This is a genomic window from Bradyrhizobium sp. CCBAU 11434 (assembly GCF_028128895.1).
Classification (GTDB): domain Bacteria; phylum Pseudomonadota; class Alphaproteobacteria; order Rhizobiales; family Xanthobacteraceae; genus Bradyrhizobium; species Bradyrhizobium zhengyangense.
The window spans coordinates 1-18,863 of record NZ_LBJX01000007.1 but is presented as its reverse complement, the minus strand read 5'-3'; the positions used below and the strand labels follow the sequence as shown (position 1 = coordinate 18,863).

The following is an 18,863-nucleotide window of genomic DNA, read 5'->3' as shown; positions in this document are numbered from 1 at the left end:
CGGCTGCGAGATCGGTGGCCGGGACGGAAGAATGGCCGGCCGAACAAAAGAATGGACGCGATTTCCCCAATCGTTCATCGGGGCGATCATTAAAAATCGATTGTCCCTCTCATCCGTCGAATGCAGCTTGGCGCCGTGCGCGGCGGGAACGTCGTGTAGGCCTGTACATCGTCTCCGCTTCGTCGAGGCTGCCGGCGAGCTTGGGCAGCTCGCGACGGAGCTGGTCGGCAGCCTTTCGCCACTGCGTCCAGGCGGCTTCGGCATCCGTGCTGGGCAAGCTAGCGATGAGGGCGGAGACGACGCGCCGCCCGCTCTTGCCGGCATGCGCCAGCGCGTTGCGCATGAAGTGCACGGGGGCGTTGAAAAAGCTGCAATTGGCTGCTTCCGTTTTCGTCGGCGATTCGCGATCGGCGGCGGAGCGACGAGATGCTGCGACGCAAGGAGCGGGATCAATTGGTGCTCTTCATTGCTGGCTGGCTGAAACGTAAGCGGCAAAGAGACCCCGTCTGGCGGAGTGGGTGAGCGATCGGCTATCGGCTGCTGAGTTTGTGAGCCGATGTGAGCTTCTATGTCTGCGCNACGGCTGCGAGATCGGTGGCCGGGACGGAAGAATGGCCCGCCGAACAAAAGAATGGACGCGATTTCCCCAATCGTTCATCGGGGCGATCATTAAAAATCGCTTGTCCATCTCATCCGTCGATTTCATGTGCTTGCGGTGTGCCAGCGGCAGACGGAAGTAGGTGCGTCTCCTCGATGTTCTCTTCCACCCAGCCGGTGAGCTTGGGGTACTTGCTACCCCATTTGGCGAACCAGGCAGCAAGATCGCGCCGGACCTCCGCGAGGTCGCGCCGGTCGTACATCTCTGAGCTCCAGCAGGCAATCGTCATCGATCTTGCGCGGGCACATAGTCGAGTGCGTTGCGCAGGAGGTGCACATAACAGCGCTGCCAGAACACACCGGCGAGGACTTCGGGGATGGCCTTCTTCAAGCCGGGATGATCGTCGGAGACGACGAACTCGACGCCATGCAGGCCGCGGGCCTTCAGGGCTTCCAAAAACTCCTTCCAGCTCGACCGGCTCTCCCGGTTGGCGAGCTCGACCGCGAGCACCTGACGCCGGCCTCCCCAGTCGACGCCGATCGCGATCAGCACCGCCTAGCTGGCAATGATGCCGTCCTCGCGCACCCGCTCATAGCGCGCATCCAGGATCAGATAGGGGAACGGTTCCTTGAGCTTGCGCTCGCAAAAGGCCTTCAGCGACGCATCCAGCCGCTTGTTAATGGCGCTGATCGCCGAGGCCGAGAAGGCATGCCCCACCAGCTCCTCGGTGACCTGCTTCACCTTCCGGGTCGAGACGCCTGGCACGTACATCTCGGCCAGGGCCGCAACCAGCGCCTTCTCCGAGCGCTGGTAGCGCTCGAACAGTTCGGTCGAGAACCGCCCCTGCCGGTCCTGTGACACCTTCAGCTCGATCTTGCGGACCCGGGTGATCAGCGAGCGGGATTAGTAGCCGGAGCGATAGCCAAGGCGCCCTTCGACGCGCTCCCCTTTCTCCGCACCCAGCGTCTCCATCATCTCAGCTTCGAGAATGTCCTGCACCGCACTCTGGATCAGCGGCTTCAGGAACTCCTTGTCCGACCTCAACAACTCTTTGACTGCAGAGACATCCGTACTAATCTTCGTCACGGTCATGGCGGGTCCAAGCTCCTCTACGAGGAGTGATCTTCGCAATCACCGGACTTACTATGACCGCTTCACCCTCTGAGCTTTTTGCAGAACCTCCGCACACTACCGCGATTTGCCTGACAGAGTTCGACGATGATCGCGCTGGATCGGAGCATACTTCCTTAATGGCCCCTGCATGGCCACGGAGGTGGATGCGCTCGCCACGTTGGGCAGGCTGGAAATTCTCTTAGCTAGGATCTGTCTGTATTTCCTTATGTCCGACGTCCAAACCTTCAGGAGATAGTCGAAGCGCCCTTCGATCAAGTGACACTCCTCGACTGCGTCGATCTTTCGACCGCCGCATAGACAACTTCACCTCCTGGATTTCGCTCTGCACTACACGGGCAACGCGGGCGCATTCACAGCTAGCGAAAAGTTGAACTGCGTACAATCCTGACGAGTGACACACATGAAAGAGTTCGTCCGTTTCGTACGGAAGTAAAGCGTTGCAGTGATAAGCAATGAAATGAGAGGTGCGATTGGTAAGCGTCACGTGCGGACACGCCGATCAAAAGGTCAAGGTTGCCGCGATACGTCTTTCTTGCGGCTTCTAGATGCGGGAGCCATGATCGCTCATTGACCGTGGCGGCTACTTCTGCGTCAGGTCATCCGAGCTTGAGGCCATAGCGGTGGCCGGCCCGCCCATGAGACGTGCCGATGCGGAGAACGTGGCGTGGCGGGCATCAAAGCTTACCAGTCCCCATCGTCCATCGCCTCGGATTGATCTTCCCCCGAAAAAGTGGACGGGATTAAGCAGCTTTTAGCTCCATCTGGATCGGAGGGATATATCCGATGGCGGAATGGAGCCTGGTTTGATTGTACAACAAGACTCAAGAACGCCCACAAAACCGTTTTTCGCGAGGTTCTTTATCGATTTCATCCCTGGTTTGGTCGCCGAGTTTGCGTTCATGGAACGGTCCGGAAGGCTGATGATGTCGCTTTCCGCTGCTCTCTGGATGGATCGCAAGCGGATCGATGGTTGGAGGTTCCAGCATGGATGTTCGATCGGGCAGCATGCCCTGACGCCGAGCTTTTGGCAGCTCAGCCGTTTGTCAGCATCGATGCACTTGCGGCGCTCTTTGCGCTTCTCGATCTGGCGTTGAAGGGTCGAACGTCATCAGCTGCCCTGCTTTCTGGCCCATCCAGAGTCTCTCACGACCAGAATCGGGGAGCGACTCATGTCACGCCAGACGGCAATGCCAGGGAGCGGATACCGACACAATCGACAACCGCGGCCGCAGCCGCAGCCGCAGATGGATCTGTTCGGGAGTGGCCTGTCAAACGGCGCCATCGGCGCGCCCGCATGGCTGGAGTTGCCGGCGGAAGCCCGGGCGGCCCTCACGAGCCTGATGACGCAGTTGATCCTCGACCATGCTGCGAGGACAGCAACGCTGCCCGCGAAGGGGGTCGATCATGATCTCTGACAAGGTCAGGCCTCATCATCCGGAGCGCAAGGCGATTCTTTACGTGCGTCAATTCTCGGCCCATCAGGTGTTGCACAATCGCGAGAGCAGCGCGCTGCAATACGCCATGCGGGACTGGCTGACGGCGCTCGGGTGGTCAGAGGTTGAAGTGATCGATGATGATCTCGGTCGTTCAGCCGCCGGCGGCATACAACCCGCTGGTTTTGAGCGGATGGTAGCGGAGGTTTGCCTTGGCGAGGTTGGTGCGGTTTGCGCCCGCGAGGTCTCGCGCTTCGCCCGCAACAGCCGGGATTGGCAGCAACTCATCGAGATGTGCCGCGTGGTCGACACCGTTCTGGTCGATCAAGAGACCATCTACGCGCCAAGACACGGCAACGACCGCCTGCTGCTCGGGCTCAAGGGCAGCCTCAACGAGTACGAGCTGGATCTGTTGCGCCAGCGCTCGCTCTCGGCCCGCTACGAGAAGGCGCGCCGGGGCGAGTTGGTTGTGACAGCGCCCGTCGGCTTCGTGAAGGCCGGCGATCGTTATGAGAAAGACCCGGATCGGCGTGTCCAGGAGGCGATCAAGCTGGTGTTCGACAAGGTCGAGGAATTGGGAAGCGCGCGTCAGGCGCTCTGCTGGCTCCACGAGTACAATCTCGATCTTCCGGTGAAGCAGACCAACGGCGACACGGCCTGGCGGCGACCAAACTACTCTGCCATCCACCGGATCATTGAGAACCCGGTCTACGGCGGCGCCTATGCCTATGGTAAGACAGCTGTGGCGGCGGGATATGGCACCGCGGGCGCAAGCGTGAAGATCCGCCGCAAGGCGCGGAACGAATGGCTGACGCTGAAGCCCAATACTCACGAAGGGTATGTGAGCTGGGAGAAGTTCGAGGCGATTCGCACCATGGTCAGCAGCAATGTTCCCATCAGTCGGTATCACGGCGCGCCCAAGCATGGTGACGCGTTGCTGGCCGGTCTGATCCGCTGCAAGCGCTGCGGTCGTAAGCTCGCACTCCGCTACTCCGGCGTGGAAAACCATATCCCGTGCTACAGCTGCAGCCGTGCCTGGATGGATAATGGCGGGGCCCACTGCATCGCCTTCGGCGGACTGCGCGTCGATGACGCCATCGAGGAATCGCTGCTTGGAGTCGTCGGTCCGGGCGCTGTCGCCGCCGCAACCGCTGCCGCCAAGGGAGCCAGGGAGCGGCGCGATCTGGTACGCGATGCTCTCAGTCGCGACCTCGAAGCGGCGCGCTATGCCGCCGACAGGGCTTTCCGGCAATACGATGCCGCTGATCCCGCGAACCGGCTGGTGGCCAGTGAGCTGGAAGCGCGCTGGAACAGGGCGCTCGCTCACGCGGCGGAGGTTCAGGCCAAGATCGCCATGCATGATGTGGCGACGCCCGCACCCCTTGCTGATCCAGCTTCGTTCGGCGTTCTGGCCTCGAACCTCAAAACGGTCTGGGATGCGCCGACGACGGATGCTCGTCTTAAGAAGCGCATTGTGCGCACCCTCATCCATGAGGTCGTGGCCGATATCGACGACGCGGCCTCGGAGATCGTTCTCATCGTTCATTGGGTGGGGGGCGCCCACAGCGGGTTGCGCTTGCCGAAGCGCCGGCGCGGACAGCGCAACAGCACCTCTGCCGATATCGTCCAGGCCGTGCGTCAACTGGCGCTGATCGCCAGCGACGACTTGATTGCCGGCCTCCTCAATCGCAACGGCCTCAAGACCGGTAACGGCAATCGCTGGACCCGCGAGCGCGTCACATCAATGCGCTCGAACTACCACATCCCGGTGTTCAAGTCTGCCGAGGACGGGATCGAGCCATGGCTTAACCTTGGCAACGCCGCAAAGCTCCTGAAGATCGCTCCCAAGACGCTCCGGCTGGCCGCTGAAGCCGGCGAGATCGAATCCATCCATCCTCTTCCGGATGGTCCTTGGATCTTCGCCCGCACCTCGCTGATAACAACTGCTGCTCGATCTATCGCCGAACGAGCGCGACAGAACCCAAAATACCCCGCGGGATCGCATCCCGCTCAACAAAATCTCTTCTCTTCAATCACATAGCCAGATGGCTGTTCCGATGCGCAGTTGTAGAAGCCCTCGATGAAGGCGAAGATATCACGCCGGGCTAGTGCGGGTCTGATGATGGACGAGCTCGGTCTTGAGGGTGTGGAAGAAGCTCTCCATCGGGGCATTGTCAGTCGGCCTTGCTGCTCATCGATGCGGTGATGCCGGCGGCGACGAGGGCCGCGCGATATTCGTGTGAAGCGTACTGCACGCCGCGGTCGGAATGATGGACCAACCCGGCGCCCGGCCGCTGCTGGCGGATCGCCATCGACAGTAAGCGCGTTCAGGAACTTGGCCGCAATCTCGCCTTCGAGCAGCCGGTCGCGGTTCTTCGAGAAGGTCGAATGGTCCCAAACCGCATCGTCCACCCCAAGCCCAACGAACCAGCGGAACAGAAGATCGAACTCTATCCGTTCCATCAGATGCCGTTCCGAGCGAACCCCATAAAACGCCTGGAGGAGCATCGCCCGAAGCAACTTCTCCGGTGCGATCGAGGGGCGACCGAAGTCCGTGTAGAGTTTGCCGAACTCCCCGGAAAGGTCGCCCAGCGCCGCATTCGCCAACCCTCGGATCACCCGTAGCGGATGGTCGACGCGAACTCGAGCGTCCAGGTCCACATAACTGAAAAGCGAGCCAGACCCTTCGTCACTCCCCCGCATCGCGTCCCCCAGTTAAATCCTGGTCCCAGAGAATTACGATACGATGTGCTTCGCTACCCACTTCTTCAACAGCCCGTTAGAGCGTTACTGCAGCCCATTAACCCCAATAGGCCCGGCGTTTGAGTATGGAAGGCGCGCCTTACTTTGAATCAGCTTGAGACGCGTCCTTTGATCTCAGCTTCTGGCCTATTGAGAGCGACCGTCCCAGTGTTCGGCTATATTTCGTAGTGCTGCCAAGCGCTCGGCTTGCTGCTTGTTCATGATCCGCTGCAGAGGACCGGTCATCCCAAGAGCGTAAAACACACGCCGATCGGAGAGGAAAACAGGCACGGCAATAGCAGCCAAGCCTTCATCGATCTCTCCGATGCAGGTCACATAGCCTCGAGTCCTCACCGCAGCGAGCTCCTGCTCGACCCACACGCGGTCATTTCGTGTGTTCGCGGTGAGCAAAGGAAGATCGGCCGACATAGCTTCGGCCAATACGGCCTCACTCTGATAAGCGATGATCGCTTTGGCGGTTGCGGCTGCATGCACTGGCATCTCGATTCCCGGCTGCACATAGCTCCGCCAACGCACGTCTGGTGACATAGAAATCGCCACGACGACTCGTGCACCGATCAGGCGCGTGAGATAGAAGGTCTCGGTGGTTGCATCGGTCAGCTGCTGCAGATGAGCGCTGGCGAGAGCGGCAATCCATCCATCGTCAGCAGTTGCATGCAATAGCCGCAGCAGCCGGTCGCCGAGCTGATAAGCGCGGCCGTCCGACATTGTCCTTCGCAAGGCCAGCGCGCACGAGGCCCTTGAGCAGCCGGTGTGCCGATGTCTTTGGAAGATCAAGCAACGAGGACACGTCAGCCAGCGTCAGCGCCCCGGGAAATGTTGCAAGGAGCTCAAGCACTTGCATATAACGGTCCAGCGGCCCCGCCGCTTCATCTGAGATAGCCATTCAGCCCTTTCCAGTCGCAAAACTTGAGCAGGAAAACGGAACGAGTCAATGGCGAGTTGAAGCGGCCGTCCTAGTGCTACGACCTTGGGACGCGCCACGGAGGACGCACTATGAACATGACGAGGCAGGATTTTCTGAAAGCGCTACTTGCGGCGACTACCACCTTCAGCTGCTCAACCTTGCCGTGATTTTTGCGATCGCAGTCATCGGCCTCAACTTTGCCTTCGGCTATGCCGCGCTGATTTCGCGCGGCAATGCCGCTTTCGCGGGAGCGGGTGCCTATGGCCTTGCGCTGCTGACCACGCTACTTGGGTGGTCACCATGGCTGGCAATGCCCGCCGCGGTCGCCGGCACCCGATCTTGGCCATGTTGATTGGCCTTCCGCTTTGGCGGCTGAATAGCCACTATCTCGGGCTGGCAACCCTCGGGTTCAACGTATCGTGCTCCATTGTCGCCGCCAACTGGATCGAGCTGACCGGCGGCACTAACGGCGTCTCTCGCATTCCCGAGCTGCAAATTGCCTGCCACGCTCTGGCCGACGGGCGCAGCTATCTATGGTTCGCGCTGATGGCGCTGGCGGTTTTCGCCCTCGTCGCAGGCTCATTCACACTCTTCCGTCATGGCCGAGCGATGATTGCGGTACGCGATGACGAGACGGCCTCGTCGATGACAGACATCGACGTTCCCAGGATCAAGCTCGCTGCCTTCGTCCTCTCATCTGTCTATGCTGGCGTAGCCGGGGGCCTGTTCGCCTGCCACATGCACTTCATTTCCCCTGAGGACTTTGGCTATGCGCACTCGATCACCTACCTGGCGATGCTCGTGGTCGGCGGCGAAGGATCGATCGTGGGCGCCGTTCTTTGGGGGGCTCGTGACTTTTCTGCCCGAATGGCTGCGTTTTCTCGGCTCCGCCTTTCTCGCGTTCTTCGGTCTTCTTGTCCTTGCCATTCTCATCTTCCCCCCTTCAGGCCTTGCCGGGATTCGCTGGCCGGGCAAGTTTCGCTGCGACGAGTATGTGAAAACGCTGGCCTTGGTTGCTGCCTCAAAGAGAGGCGCGCCCATGAGCCTGCCGCAGGCCCAAAAATCGCCAAACGCCACGGCGGGTCCCCGCGCTCTCTGGCGTCGACGTGTCAGTCGGTAAGGGCGAATTTGTCCCCGTCGTCGGCCCAAATGGCGCCGGCAAATCGACGCTGCTCAACATTCTTACCGGCGTTGTTTCGTTTGACGAAGGCAGGGTGTTGCTCGGCGGATGGGACATCATGCGAGCCGCCACGCACAAGCGGGTCCGCGGCGGGCTCGGGCGTACCTTTCAGCACGTCCGTCCCTTCGAAAGGATGAGCGTGCTCGAGAACGTCATGACCGGCGCGGCCATCCAGAGCGGCCGAAGCGAGTTGGAGCTGCGCGAGCGGGCCATGGCCGTGCTCGACCAGATGGGGCTTGTGGCGGACGCGCAAGCGCCTATCGGATCGCTGTCCTATGGTCACCGGCGCATGGTCGAGACGTGTCGGGCGCTCGCCTGTGAACCCACGTGCTGCTGCTTGACGAACCGGCCGCTGGGCTGAATTCCCCCGAGGTTGATCAGCTGATCGACCGTCTGACGGATTTGAGGGCAAAGCATCGAATCGCGAGTGTTCTGATCGAGCACAACATGGGCATGGTGATGCGCTTAGCGGAGCGGATCATCGTGCTGAACTTCGGCCGCAAAAGTGCCGAGGGCTCGCTATCCAAGATCCAGAGTGATCCCGCAGTGCTGTCGGCCTATCTCGGGGAAGGCTATCGTCATGCTGGCGTGTAACGATCTGACGGTCGCCTATGGCGACATCGTCGCGCTGCAGGGCGTGACACTGGAGGTTGGCCCGGGCGAGACGGTTGCCCTCATCGGCGCCAACGGCGCCGGCAAGACCACACTCTTGCACGCAATCTCCGGTCTTAATCCGGTCAAGTCCGGAGATATCGAATTCGAAGGCGCATCACTTGCCCGGCTCGGCAGCGACCGCCGCGTCGCGCTCGGCATCTCTCAGGCACCCGAAGGGCGGCGGATCTTCCCCGGCCTGACGGTCGAGGAGAACCTCACGCTCGCCACCGTGAACTGGAGGCGCTGGCGCCAGCCGATCGATGACGATCTCGCACGAGCGTTCGACCTCTTTCCGCGCCTGAAGGAGCGTCGCAAGCAGCTCGGCTGGTCTCTGTCCGGAGGTGAGCAGCAGATGCTGGCCATCGGACGGGCATTGATGGCCCGGCCGCGTTTGCTCCTGCTCGACGAGCCTTCGCTTGGGCTTGCACCGCGCCTGGCAGAAGAAGTCTATGAGCGAGTCAGGCAGATCGCCGACAGCGGGCTCACCATCCTGGTTGTCGAGCAGAATACGGTCCTGGCATTGTCGGTGGCGGACCGGGCCTATGTGTTGGAAACGGGCCGCATCGTTCTTCAAGGCACGGCCGATGACCTCAAGCAGAACACGCGCGTCCGCGAAGCGTATTTGGGACGCTGATCTCTCAAGGAAACAACCACATGTATCCTGACACAAATTCAAAATCGAAAGCGCTCTACGATCGTGCGCTGACGAGCCTGCCAGGCGGCAACACCCGAACGACGGTGTTCATGAAGCCTTATCCGATCTATGCCGCACGCGGGGAGGGGTGCCGGGTCTGGGATGTCGATGGCAATGAGCTGATCGATTGCATCAACAATTTCACCTCGCTGATTCACGGTCATGCCCATCCGGCGCTCATCGAGGCGGCGACGCGGCAGCTCGCGCTCGGTTCTGCTTTCGGAATGGCGACCGAATCGGAGATCGATCTAGCTGAGCTGCTTGCGGCGCGGCTGCCATCTGTCGACCAGGTCCGGTTTGCCAACTCCGGCACGGAAGCCGTGATGATGGCGCTGAAGGCGGCGCGAGCGTTTACCGGGCGGCCAAAAATTGCCAAGTGCGAGGGCGCCTATCATGGTTCCTACGATTATGCCGAGGTAAGCCTCGATCCGACGCCCTCAGACTGGGGCGGCAATGCACCAATCTCAGTTGCCTATGCCAAAGGCACACCGGACAAGGTGCTCGCCGACGTCGTAACGATTCCCTTCAACGATATCGGGGGCGCCGTCAGCCTGATTCGGGAGCATGGCCGCGATCTCGCCTGCGTACTGGTCGATCCGATGCCGAACCGCGCGGGCCTCGTACCCGCTGACAAGGCCTACCTTGAAGCGCTGCGCCAAGCGACGAGCGAAGTCGGCGCGCTACTTATATTCGATGAGGTTATATCCTTCCGTCTCGGTTATCACGGCGCCCAGGGTCTGTGGAGCATCGATCCTGATCTCACTACGCTTGGCAAGATCATCGGTGGTGGATTTCCGGTCGGTGCAATCGCCGGCAAGAAGGAGATCATGGCCGTTTTCGATCCGCGCCACGGCAAGCCGGCATTGCCTCATGGCGGCACGTTCTCTGCCAACCCGGTCACGATGCGCGCCGGGCTAGCGGCGATGGAGCTCCTGGACCGGAACGCGTTCGCGCGGCTGGATGCGACCGGCGAGGCAGTGCGAAAGGGCATCAATGGCGCATTTCGTCGCCATGGCGTGCCGGGCACAGCGGTCGGCCTTGGATCGCTCTTGAAATTTCACTTCTCCGAACGCCCAGTCCGCGACTATCGCTCAGCCTACATGAGTGAAGGCGAGACCAAGCGGCAAAGTGTGTTCAACTTGGAGCTCCTCAACCGCGGCATTCTCGCCGCCAGCTATGGCTTGATGGCGCTGTCGCTGCCGATGACGGGTACGGATATAGAGAGCATCGTCCGCGCGGCCTCGGATGCACTTGCCCAGGTCGCGTCCAAAAACTAACGTGCCCTTGGTCCTTGAAGGTGGTAAGTCTCGCGTGAGGCCATTGGGGTCATCACGCCGCGAATTTACAGTCTGAAACAGGTGCAAGAATGGCCCACAAGGTTGATCCCATCACGCGGTCAGTCGTTCAGCATCGATTGAGCTCGATCGTTGCGGAAATGGGCGAAGCAATGCTTCGCACATCCTATTCGCAGATCCTCAACTCGAGCCGGGACTTCTCGTTGGCCATCTGCGACGTCAATTCTCGGCTGATCGCCCAGGCCGACCACATTCCGGTCCATGTCGGCGCGTTGCCCTGGGCGACGCGCGCGGTGGAGGAGCGCTTTAAGGACGTCGGGCCCGGTGACGTCATCCTGATGAATGATCCCTATCACGGCGGCAGCCATTTGCCCGACCTGACCGCATTCGTGCCGATCTTTGACGGCGACCGCAGGCTGTTCTGGAGCATCGTGCGCGCGCACCAGAGTGATATCGGGGGCGCGACATATGGCGCCTATAATCCCAGCGCGACCGAAATCTGGCAAGAGGGGCTGCGCATTCCGCCGATCAAGCTCTACGAGGCCGGCCGACTGCGTGAGGACATTCTCGATATGCTGGCACTGAATGTGCGCAACGCTCACGATTTCCGCGGTGATCTTGCTGCAATGATTGGAGCCGCACACATGGGTGAGCGGCGAATGGGGCGGCTGTTTGCAGAGTTTGGCGCGTCGGTGGTCGAAGCCGCGCTAGAATCCATCCTCGATGCCGCCGAACAACAGACGCGCGCGGTGGTCTCAACCTGGAAGGATGGCGTGTTCCAGGGTGAGGCCTTCCTCGACGATGACGGCCACGGCCGCAACGATATCCGGATTGCAGCCAAGGTCACGAAGATAGGCAGCCAGATCGAAGTCGACCTGTCGGAATCCGACCCGCAGAGCACGAGCTTTGTCAATTCGTCGCACGCCAATATGCAAGCGGCGGTCGTGATGGCCTTTGCCTATCTGATCGACGCCGACATTCCGAAAAACGATGGGGCGCTGCGGCCGCTTAACGTCGTTGCCAAGCAGGGCACCATCGTGTGGGCGGATCCCGGCCGACCAGTCACGCTCTGCACGAGCCACCCTTCCAACGAGATCGTGGAGGCGGTGATCAAGGCATTGTCAGGATCTTGTCCGGATCGAACCATGGCTGGCTGGAGCCGGCGGTTCCGCATCGCTGTGCAGGGCGAGGATCCTCGCAGCGGGCGCAGCTTCATCTGGCATATGTTTCAGGCGCGCCCGGGTGGTGGCGCTTCTTCGCGCGGCGACGGCTGGTCCTCGATCGGCGAATGGCACACCGTAGGCGGTCTCAAGTTCGGCAGCATCGAGGTCGCAGAAGCTCGGTTCCCCCTTCACTTCCGTCATCATGAGTTTCAGGCCGACTCAGGCGGCGACGGTCAATTCCGCGGCGGTCTCGGCGTCGACCTCGATCTCGTCTTCGAAACCAGCAAGCCCGCACTTGGCAACACCGCAGGTGATGGTGCCAGGCATGGTGCCTGCGGCATGCTGGGCGGCAAGGATGGGGCGCCGCATCATTACCGCCTGGTCTCGGCGAGCCGGCCGCCACGTGTGCTGCGAACCAAAGAGGTCGGCATCGAGATCCACCCGGGAGATTGTCTTGAAGTGCGCTCGTCCGGCGGCGGAGGGTGGGGGCCTCCGGAGCGACGCACACAACAGGCGCGCCAGCGCGATGTAGTACAGGGCCTCGTTAACACAGGCACAACGACGGAAGTGGTTCAGTAACGATGTTGACGATTGGCATTGATGTTGGCGGCACGTTCACCGATCTGGTCGCAATCGACGCTGTCGGGCGTACCGTGTTCGCGAAATCTCCTTCCACGCCGCAGGACCAGTCGATCGGTGTGATGACGGGGCTGAACGAGCTCGCGCGGCGGCTCGACATGTCGCGCGCTGACATGTTGGCGGCGACGCAACGACTGGTGCATGGCACCACGGTGGCGACGAACGCGTTGCTCGAGCGCAAGGGCGCGAAAGTCGCGCTGCTGACCACAGAGGGGCACCGTGACGTCATTGAGATGCGGGAGGGACTGAAAGCTAACCGCTACGATCTGCGGACCCCGCCTCCAGAGCCGCTCGTGCCGCGCGAACTGCGCTTCGGCGTTCGCGAGCGGCTGCGGCCAAACGGCGACGTCCGGATGCCGGTTGATGAGACCTCGCTTGGCGAGGCCATCTCGGCGATCCGCGCCGCCGGCGTCACTTCGGTCGCGATCTGCTTCCTGCATGCCTATCGTAATCCCTCCCATGAGATCACGGCAGCAGAGCGGATTGCACGTGAATTGCCCGAAGTAAGCGTGTCGCGCTCGAGTGACGTGTTGCCACAGATCAAAGAGTACGAGCGCGTCTCCACCACGATCGTGAATGCCTATGTCGGTCCTGCCGTGCGCCACTATCTGACACGGCTTGAGCAACGCTTGTTCGAAGCGGGGTTCAAGGGGAGCTTGTTCATCATTCTCTCCCATGGCGGCATGGCGCCCATCGAGGAAGCCGGGCGTCTCGCAGCGGCGACCGTGCTGTCAGGTCCTGCAGGCGGCATCTCCGGTTCCCGGATGTGTGCGGAGCTGCTGGGACTGCCGGATCTGGTGCCCTTCGATATGGGGGGCACAAGCACCGATATCTCGTTGATCGCGGACGGACGGGCAAGCTTGTCGGCCGACGGCGGGCTGGCCGACCAGCGCATCGCGCTGCGCAGTCTTGATATCGCCAGCATCGCGGCGGGAGGGGGATCCATCGCCAGTGTCGATTCGGGCGGCATCTTTCGCGTCGGCCCGGAAAGTGCCGGCGCGATGCCGGGACCGGCCTGTTATGGCAATGGCGGTACGCAGCCGACCGTGACCGATGCGAATATCGTGCTGGGCTATCTCGATGCGGCCGCCTTCATGGGCGGACGGCGTCCGCTCGATCGTACGGCGGCGGAAGCAGCAATCGATCGCCTCGCAGCTTCGCTTGGCGTGACACGCATCGAGGCGGCTGCCGGCATCTATCGGCTCGTCAATCTGAAAATGGCAGACGGCATCCGACTGATGACCCTGCGTCGCGGGGTCGATCCGCGCAAGTTCGCGCTCCTGAGCTTCGGCGGCGCCGCAGGCCTTCACGCAACTGAGGTCGCGCGCGAGCTGGAGATCACGCGCATCATAGTGCCTACAGCAGCCTCCGTACTCTCGGCGTGGGGGATGCTTACCAGCGACTTGCGGTATGAGGTCAGCCGTACACACCTCGAGACAGGCGCCCGGACGACCGCCACTGAGATTCGAAAGATCTTTGCCGATCTGGACGTGCAGGCAACCGAACGGCTCCGTAGCTGGTTCGACGGGCCCATTATGACAGAGCGGTCCGCCGAGATGCGCTATGGCGAGCAGGTGTTCGAGGTCGATGTACCACTCAGCGACGTCGACTTTGACGCGCCATCCTTGATCGCCGAGCTCGAAGAACGCTTTCATCGTCGTCATGAGGAACTTTATACTTACGCCTCGCGCGATCAGGAGGTCGTATTCGTCAACGCACGGCTTGCCGCTGTTGGCGCCGTTCCTCGAATTGAACGATCCGATAAGCCAATGCCCACGTCCGAACCACTCTTATCGCCTACAGGCAAACGTCAGGTCTTCTTCGGTGCTTGGCGCGCAGTGCCGGTCTATGCACTGGAGAAATTGCGTTCCGGGCACGTGCTGGAAGGCCCCGCGATCATCGAAGCGGAGACAACGACCATTGTCATCAATAGTGGGGATCGTGCGACGGTTAATGCGCTGGGATGGCTCGACATTGAGCTTAGGTGTGCGAAAGTGTAGAGGGCAACTGCGGATCTCGGTAGCCGCTGTTTCTAGGTGGTCCGGCCCGCCACGTCATCCTGCTAGGGATTCTCGGATTTTGCGCACCTGAAGCCGAGCGCATCGCACGGAGCGATGGATTTAGGGGGGGGCCGGTTGGTCGGTAGGATACCTCCATCAATCGACGTGTTCACGGGCTGCGCAAAACCCGTCACGGCCGACGAACGGGTATTAATTCTATGACGCCGCAGCCTATCGCCCGTCAGAACCAGAGAATATCCGGACGTCTGCAATTGCACGCCGCGTCCATCGGGACAGCTTCTGATGCGGTCATCTTTGTGGGCTCTCCCCCCCGCGGGCCGGCGCAATATCCGCAAATGGAGATGAACCGGAAGCGGTTGGGCGAAATGGGCGATCGGCCCTGATCGACCTTTCAGTCTTCCTTCTGTGAGCGCCGGTTTGCGATAGAGAGATGCACCGTCTCAATCAGCGACAGTTCTGGGGGCCGCGTTGAGGGCGGCTGTCCCCGACCGCGTTTTCGTTCGATCGCGGCGCGTCTGCGATAGCTCTCGACGTTCATCTCAACGATGGTGGCGCGGTAAGCTAGACGATCGATGGCGGCGAGCGTCATGGCGGGGCCCTCGTTTCATTCGCCGAACGGCTGATTGGTGGTGATCAGCATCGAGCGCCGCTCGCTCTTGGCCTGGTCCTTTGTGACGTAGGCAAGGATCATCGAGGATCAGGAGATCGAAGCTATCAAGGCGGGTTGATGGCGCCTCGAGGTTGAGTTCGCGGCGAGCCAGCCCGAGCTTCTGCACGAGACCGCCAGTTGCTTCCAGTCCCAATCGACTTCATCGGCTTAGCCTCGGATCGTCGGGAGGCGCCAAGACTGTTCGGAGAACCGCTAGCACCGCTGGACAAGTCCCGTTTTCCGTGGCTGGGGGATTTGGAACCATTCGCCGGCGCCGCGAGGTGGCGAGGGGAGGTGCAACCGGCGACGGGGCGCGCAGCAGCAAGGCGGCGACTGGATGACAGCAACTATTCGATCTCAGTGCGAAGCCACGGTAGGTAGGCTCAGACCCTGGTAGCCTGTCAAAACGTGACCCTTAGCTTCACGTAGGGATAGGCTGCAAAGCCGTTCCATTCTAGGACCTTCACAGTGGAAAACTGTTGTGTGACCTGCAACACGGCGCTGAGTTGCACGTAGCTGTTTGGCGTCCAGTCTGCTCGAGCCGACGCCTGTAAGATAAGATCATCACGACCGCCGGGAAAATCTGTGAAATGCCGACCTTGAACGTAGCCGCCGGCTGACGTGGTCAGGCCGGTTACTGGCGTTTGCCAGGTTACGCCACCAGAGAGCCTGGAGGAGAAATTTTGCTGGCTGGCGATATCCGAGAACGTGAATTCGCCCTCTGCGACGAAAGAACCCGCGACGCAAAAAGCCTCCTGACCTTTCAGCCCGCAGATTGTCCCGGCCAGATCCTGATTGTTGCGAGCCCACGCGATCGATGGCGTGAAAAGCTCCACTTGGTAGGGCCTAAATCCAGACCCGTACACGGTGTTAGAGGCAACCGAATAGCTCATCACGTCGGACGTCGTCGTGCCGCTCGTCTTGCCCGGGACCACCAAATTGAGAACTTGGTTGTAAGTGGCGTTGTTCACCAGGATGTCGACGTTCTTTGTGAACAAGCGTGCATAACGCTGATCGCTCACGCCGCTCTGCAGGATGAAGCTATCGGCAAGGCCGACAGGGATATTGACGGTAAGTAGACCCGTGGTGCCAAAAACTGTGTCGCCCACGTGGATAGGGGTCTTGCTGGCATTGTTGTCGAACACTGACTGTGTCGAAACAGATGCCGTGACGGTGGTTTCTCGTGGCTTGGTCGTTACGACGTGCTCAGTGATCACCTTCTTCTTCTGAACTGTGCGGGTTTCCTGGGCCTTGATACCGTACGTTTCGTACGCCCTTTGAACCGCCTCAGCGTCCGCAGGTAGCATCAGCTGCTTCTCGGCGAGAATCTTTTGAAGGCGACGGCGTCGCTCCGCAGGAGGAACCGCAACGGTCTCGGTCGTCGTGTAGGTCTGAACCCTAGTTTTTGTTACGACTTCGCTCTGCGGGAGGTCTGGCTTCCGATCCTTGGGAGGCGTCAAATTCTCGATGCGAACCTGTAGATTCGGGTCGACCTGGGCAGTCGCGGCGGTAGAGTAACCGGCCAGTGCGGTAATTGAACCCAGTAATATGAACGTGCAGCGCATGATCGACCCCTGGAAAAAATTGAAACAACGTTCGCGAAACTATCAAGGGCGCGTCCAGTTAATCCTCTCGCTCGTGGCTTGGATTTGGACGGCAGACAGCGGCAGGGCCGATCCGCTTGTCGGCGGAGCCGAACCCAACATTCAAAACCGAATTGAGCAAACGGTGCCAAGTGCAACAGACCGTCTGCTCAACGATTTGCGCGAAAGACCCCCGACATATTCTGGTGCCGCAAAAAAACTGCGTACCCACCCCTCTCAACGTCGAAACAACAACACGAATACCCGGATGCGCTAGACTGACGGCGACAGCTTTTGCTGACATCAAGATTGTGCCATGCTCCACCTCAAGTTATGAAACCACGGTACTAGTTCAAGAAGAATTATTGTCCGATACGTGCTTTTCCTTAGCGTCAGTTTCTTTACTCGAATTTTGAGTGTTCATCATGCTCAGCTCCCTCTCGACCGCCTGCAGATACTTTGGCCTGCTTGCACTGCGTTGGACTGTTCTGCAGCCAATTTCCTCGTTAGCTTGAGGATACAAGGGTCATCGCGTGATCGGATAATCGTGATCAGCTGTTGACTGACAACGCCAGGCAGCATGTCGGGCAGATCCTCGGGTTCGACTTGAAAACGGCAGGTCCATGGCTTGACTGCGTAGAAGATCGTCATTCGCAAAAGCCGACCGCACTTTTCCCTATACGAGCGATCCCAATCATCCGACGAAGTGCCGTGCACGTCCTTCAGGACGCGAATGAGCAGCAGCGGATGGAAGACTACGCGCAACTGGATGTAATGCAGCTATATGACGTCTGGCGTGAGTGTCGGATGCCACAATACCTATCATTTTGCACGATCTGGTTGCAGCCGCGAATGCTGCGATAGCCGTGCTGCTTGACCGCGACCATTTGCCATCAAAGACACGAAAGAGGCATTGTTTTTGTATTGTCACATTTCGTCGTCGACCTGCATCAGCCACTGCATGTTGGAGCCGCTTATCTGGATAGTGCCAGTCACCTTGTCGACCCGGACGTGACGCACACCGTGGATCCGGCAACGGAAACGGCCGGTAGTAACCTGATCACTGATGATCGCAAGGACTTCCACGGAGAGTGGGACGACGTGCCGGAGATCCTGGTGAGGCAGCGACCCCCCTGAGCTTCTTGCCGCGGCTAGGGGCCGGCAGCTCATGGCCGACTTGAAAGCTGGTCGGGGGAATTGGGCAACGGACGCGATTCTCATTGCGCAAGAAATGTTTTCAAGCGCGAGCTACGCGCCTAGCGGCAGCAATTGGACCATTACCTTCCCGGACCGATGCGCGTATTTTTGCCAAGCTGACGGCGTGAAGCGGCGCGCGCTTGGCCAAGGCGGAGGAAAGACTGGCTGAGGTGCTGAACCAGATCCGGCCGTAGATCAGGTATTTCGAAGTGATCGGGAGGATCATTGGCATCGTGAAAGAGCCCCTTGAGCGTTCGTCCTTCTCTCCTTGTCGTGCACGCTAGAGATAGATAGTTCATCGCGTGGCGCGAGAAGCCTAAGTCGCCGCAGTGGCTTCCGGCAGAAGTCGCCACGTCGAGAGGAGGCGCGAGTCAGTCATGCGACCCGAGCTACCCGCAGACGGCAATGGCAGCATGCGATACGCAGGAGGTAGGCTGAAACAATTGCGCAGGCTTTTTGATCGATGATCGCGATCGCGGTTTTCTGGTCGAGGAAATGCAGTTCGCTTCCTGAGAAGGTTGAAACAGGGTGCCTCGTCGGCCTAAACGAATGTTTGTGTTTCGGACGTAAAAGGGGAAACACGCTCAGCCCACGAAATGAATGGACGTCGTTTCGCAGTATGAGCAGGAGGTAAAGCGCGACGACCGCGGAAATAAGCCGAGGCGCGAGAAGCGGAAGGAACTTTCCCTCGGTCGGCTACCCGTCGCCAAGATCATTGCGGCGTTTGAAATGGAACTGGCGGCGGGGGACGTGGTCTTCAGCGCCGGTGCTCAGGTTCACGCCGGGCGTCGTCATCCCAAGGAGTTTCTACTCTGTTTACCGTATCTATCGGGAATCGTGACCGACCCGCTCTATATCGGGGATGATCACAAGAAGTCGACCGTTAAGAAGCCGGGTTGAGCTGAGCTGGACAGTTGAGAGCGCGCCAGAGCGAGACCAGCAACAGGCGCAAA

The 18,863-nt window shown here is 60.3% G+C and carries 17 protein-coding genes and 7 pseudogenes; 15 read left to right on the top strand and 9 right to left on the bottom strand.

Translation table 11 applies throughout. The annotated features are described in order from the left end of the window. Positions 1 to 111: 111 nt before the first annotated feature. The 3 pseudogenes from XI06_RS07520 to XI06_RS07510 form a co-directional block, all read right to left on the bottom strand. Positions 112 to 352, bottom strand: a pseudogene (locus tag XI06_RS07520) (transposase); the annotation flags it as partial. Positions 353 to 689: 337 nt separating this feature from the next. Then, positions 690 to 1,690, bottom strand: a pseudogene (locus tag XI06_RS07515) (IS256 family transposase). 96 nt (positions 1,691 to 1,786) lie between these two features. Next, positions 1,787 to 2,017 (bottom strand): annotated as a pseudogene (locus tag XI06_RS07510) (Lrp/AsnC ligand binding domain-containing protein); the annotation flags it as partial. A gap of 506 nt (positions 2,018 to 2,523) precedes the next feature. Here XI06_RS07510 and XI06_RS07505 point away from each other — a divergent pair. From XI06_RS07505 to XI06_RS07495, 3 genes are all read left to right on the top strand, one after another. Next, positions 2,524 to 2,826 (top strand): hypothetical protein, encoded by a 303-nt coding sequence (locus XI06_RS07505; protein ID WP_271604968.1) that lies wholly within the window; start codon positions 2,524 to 2,526, stop codon positions 2,824 to 2,826. A gap of 75 nt (positions 2,827 to 2,901) precedes the next feature. Next, positions 2,902 to 3,147 carry a hypothetical protein gene (locus XI06_RS07500; protein WP_271604967.1) on the top strand — a complete coding sequence of 82 codons (246 nt, stop codon included), beginning with the start codon at positions 2,902 to 2,904 and terminating at the stop codon, positions 3,145 to 3,147. Further along, positions 3,137 to 5,206, top strand: a complete 2,070-nt coding sequence (locus XI06_RS07495; RefSeq protein ID WP_271604966.1) for a recombinase family protein — start codon at positions 3,137 to 3,139, stop codon at positions 5,204 to 5,206. Before XI06_RS07500 ends, XI06_RS07495 begins: the two co-directional genes overlap by 11 nt. 23 nt (positions 5,207 to 5,229) lie before the next feature. Here the strand turns inward: XI06_RS07495 and XI06_RS07490 are convergent. From XI06_RS07490 to XI06_RS43700, 4 genes and pseudogenes are all read right to left on the bottom strand, one after another. Beyond that, positions 5,230 to 5,483, bottom strand: a pseudogene (locus XI06_RS07490) (IS3 family transposase); the annotation flags it as partial. 1 nt (position 5,484) lies between these two features. After that, positions 5,485 to 5,868 (bottom strand): annotated as a pseudogene (locus tag XI06_RS07485) (transposase); the annotation flags it as partial. Between the two features lie 186 nt (positions 5,869 to 6,054). Next, positions 6,055 to 6,636 (bottom strand): IclR family transcriptional regulator, encoded by a 582-nt coding sequence (locus XI06_RS07480; protein WP_271604965.1) that lies wholly within the window; start codon positions 6,634 to 6,636, stop codon positions 6,055 to 6,057. Further along, complete coding sequence (locus tag XI06_RS43700; protein ID WP_442869414.1) at positions 6,572 to 6,772, bottom strand: helix-turn-helix domain-containing protein; 201 nt, start codon at positions 6,770 to 6,772, stop codon at positions 6,572 to 6,574. The genes XI06_RS07480 and XI06_RS43700 overlap by 65 nt, the downstream gene beginning before the upstream one ends. A gap of 115 nt (positions 6,773 to 6,887) precedes the next feature. Between XI06_RS43700 and XI06_RS07475 the strand changes: the two genes are divergently transcribed. The 9 genes and pseudogenes from XI06_RS07475 to XI06_RS07440 all read left to right on the top strand — a co-directional run bounded on the left by XI06_RS07475 (position 6,888) and on the right by XI06_RS07440 (position 14,460). Further along, entirely contained in the window at positions 6,888 to 7,187 is a 300-nt protein-coding gene (locus tag XI06_RS07475; protein WP_271604964.1) for an ABC transporter permease subunit, read from the top strand. Then, positions 7,136 to 7,615 (top strand): annotated as a pseudogene (locus XI06_RS43695) (branched-chain amino acid ABC transporter permease); the annotation flags it as partial. The gene XI06_RS07475 and the pseudogene XI06_RS43695, both read left to right, overlap by 52 nt. A 70-nt stretch (positions 7,616 to 7,685) precedes the next feature. Beyond that, positions 7,686 to 7,955, top strand: coding sequence for a hypothetical protein (locus XI06_RS07470; protein ID WP_271604963.1), 270 nt, complete (start codon positions 7,686 to 7,688; stop codon positions 7,953 to 7,955). Continuing rightward, positions 7,942 to 8,376, top strand: coding sequence for an ATP-binding cassette domain-containing protein (locus tag XI06_RS07465; RefSeq protein WP_271604962.1), 435 nt, complete (start codon positions 7,942 to 7,944; stop codon positions 8,374 to 8,376). The genes XI06_RS07470 and XI06_RS07465 overlap by 14 nt, the downstream gene beginning before the upstream one ends. Beyond that, positions 8,343 to 8,609, top strand: a complete 267-nt coding sequence (locus XI06_RS07460; protein WP_271604961.1) for a hypothetical protein — start codon at positions 8,343 to 8,345, stop codon at positions 8,607 to 8,609. The genes XI06_RS07465 and XI06_RS07460 overlap by 34 nt, the downstream gene beginning before the upstream one ends. Further along, on the top strand, positions 8,596 to 9,303 hold the full coding sequence (locus tag XI06_RS07455; RefSeq protein ID WP_271604960.1) for an ABC transporter ATP-binding protein: 708 nt from the start codon (positions 8,596 to 8,598) through the stop codon (positions 9,301 to 9,303). Before XI06_RS07460 ends, XI06_RS07455 begins: the two co-directional genes overlap by 14 nt. Positions 9,304 to 9,323: 20 nt before the next feature. Further along, positions 9,324 to 10,640, top strand: coding sequence for an aspartate aminotransferase family protein (locus tag XI06_RS07450; protein ID WP_271604959.1), 1,317 nt, complete (start codon positions 9,324 to 9,326; stop codon positions 10,638 to 10,640). 89 nt (positions 10,641 to 10,729) lie between these two features. Then, entirely contained in the window at positions 10,730 to 12,400 is a 1,671-nt protein-coding gene (locus tag XI06_RS07445) for a hydantoinase B/oxoprolinase family protein (protein ID WP_271604958.1), read from the top strand. A 2-nt stretch (positions 12,401 to 12,402) separates the two neighbouring features. After that, on the top strand, positions 12,403 to 14,460 hold the full coding sequence (locus XI06_RS07440; RefSeq protein WP_271604957.1) for a hydantoinase/oxoprolinase family protein: 2,058 nt from the start codon (positions 12,403 to 12,405) through the stop codon (positions 14,458 to 14,460). Positions 14,461 to 14,872: 412 nt separating this feature from the next. Here the strand turns inward: XI06_RS07440 and XI06_RS07435 are convergent. Together XI06_RS07435 and XI06_RS07430 are read right to left on the bottom strand one after the other, a co-directional pair. Beyond that, positions 14,873 to 15,269: pseudogene (locus XI06_RS07435) on the bottom strand (ATP-binding protein); the annotation flags it as partial. 262 nt (positions 15,270 to 15,531) lie between these two features. Then, positions 15,532 to 16,695 (bottom strand): hypothetical protein, encoded by a 1,164-nt coding sequence (locus XI06_RS07430; RefSeq protein ID WP_271604956.1) that lies wholly within the window; start codon positions 16,693 to 16,695, stop codon positions 15,532 to 15,534. Here XI06_RS07430 and XI06_RS07425 point away from each other — a divergent pair. The 3 genes from XI06_RS07425 to XI06_RS07415 all read left to right on the top strand — a co-directional run bounded on the left by XI06_RS07425 (position 16,679) and on the right by XI06_RS07415 (position 18,810). Continuing rightward, on the top strand, positions 16,679 to 16,990 hold the full coding sequence (locus XI06_RS07425; protein WP_271604955.1) for a hypothetical protein: 312 nt from the start codon (positions 16,679 to 16,681) through the stop codon (positions 16,988 to 16,990). The two genes, XI06_RS07430 and XI06_RS07425, sit on opposite strands and share 17 nt — an antisense overlap. A 596-nt stretch (positions 16,991 to 17,586) precedes the next feature. Then, positions 17,587 to 17,850, top strand: a complete 264-nt coding sequence (locus XI06_RS07420) for a hypothetical protein (RefSeq protein ID WP_271604954.1) — start codon at positions 17,587 to 17,589, stop codon at positions 17,848 to 17,850. 660 nt (positions 17,851 to 18,510) lie between these two features. Then, the gene (locus XI06_RS07415) at positions 18,511 to 18,810 is read left to right on the top strand and encodes a hypothetical protein (RefSeq protein ID WP_271604953.1); all 300 of its coding nucleotides are present in this window, start codon (positions 18,511 to 18,513) and stop codon (positions 18,808 to 18,810) included. Positions 18,811 to 18,863: the final 53 nt, after the last annotated feature.

What these genes read in the sequence shown, in the direction of transcription:
- XI06_RS07505 (WP_271604968.1), top strand. Translation starts at nt 2,524, where the DNA reads ATGGAGCCTGGTTTGATTGTACAACAAGACTCAAGAACGCCCACAAAA.
- XI06_RS07500 (WP_271604967.1), top strand. Translation starts at nt 2,902, where the DNA reads ATGTCACGCCAGACGGCAATGCCAGGGAGCGGATACCGACACAATCGA.
- XI06_RS07495 (WP_271604966.1), top strand. Translation starts at nt 3,137, where the DNA reads ATGATCTCTGACAAGGTCAGGCCTCATCATCCGGAGCGCAAGGCGATT.
- XI06_RS07480 (WP_271604965.1), bottom strand. Translation starts at nt 6,636, where the DNA reads ATGTCGGACGGCCGCGCTTATCAGCTCGGCGACCGGCTGCTGCGGCTA.
- XI06_RS43700 (WP_442869414.1), bottom strand. Translation starts at nt 6,772, where the DNA reads ATGCAAGTGCTTGAGCTCCTTGCAACATTTCCCGGGGCGCTGACGCTG.
- XI06_RS07455 (WP_271604960.1), top strand. Translation starts at nt 8,596, where the DNA reads ATGCTGGCGTGTAACGATCTGACGGTCGCCTATGGCGACATCGTCGCG.
- XI06_RS07450 (WP_271604959.1), top strand. Translation starts at nt 9,324, where the DNA reads ATGTATCCTGACACAAATTCAAAATCGAAAGCGCTCTACGATCGTGCG.
- XI06_RS07445 (WP_271604958.1), top strand. Translation starts at nt 10,730, where the DNA reads ATGGCCCACAAGGTTGATCCCATCACGCGGTCAGTCGTTCAGCATCGA.
- XI06_RS07440 (WP_271604957.1), top strand. Translation starts at nt 12,403, where the DNA reads ATGTTGACGATTGGCATTGATGTTGGCGGCACGTTCACCGATCTGGTC.
- XI06_RS07425 (WP_271604955.1), top strand. Translation starts at nt 16,679, where the DNA reads ATGAACGTGCAGCGCATGATCGACCCCTGGAAAAAATTGAAACAACGT.
- XI06_RS07430 (WP_271604956.1), bottom strand. Translation starts at nt 16,695, where the DNA reads ATGCGCTGCACGTTCATATTACTGGGTTCAATTACCGCACTGGCCGGT.
- XI06_RS07415 (WP_271604953.1), top strand. Translation starts at nt 18,511, where the DNA reads ATGGACGTCGTTTCGCAGTATGAGCAGGAGGTAAAGCGCGACGACCGC.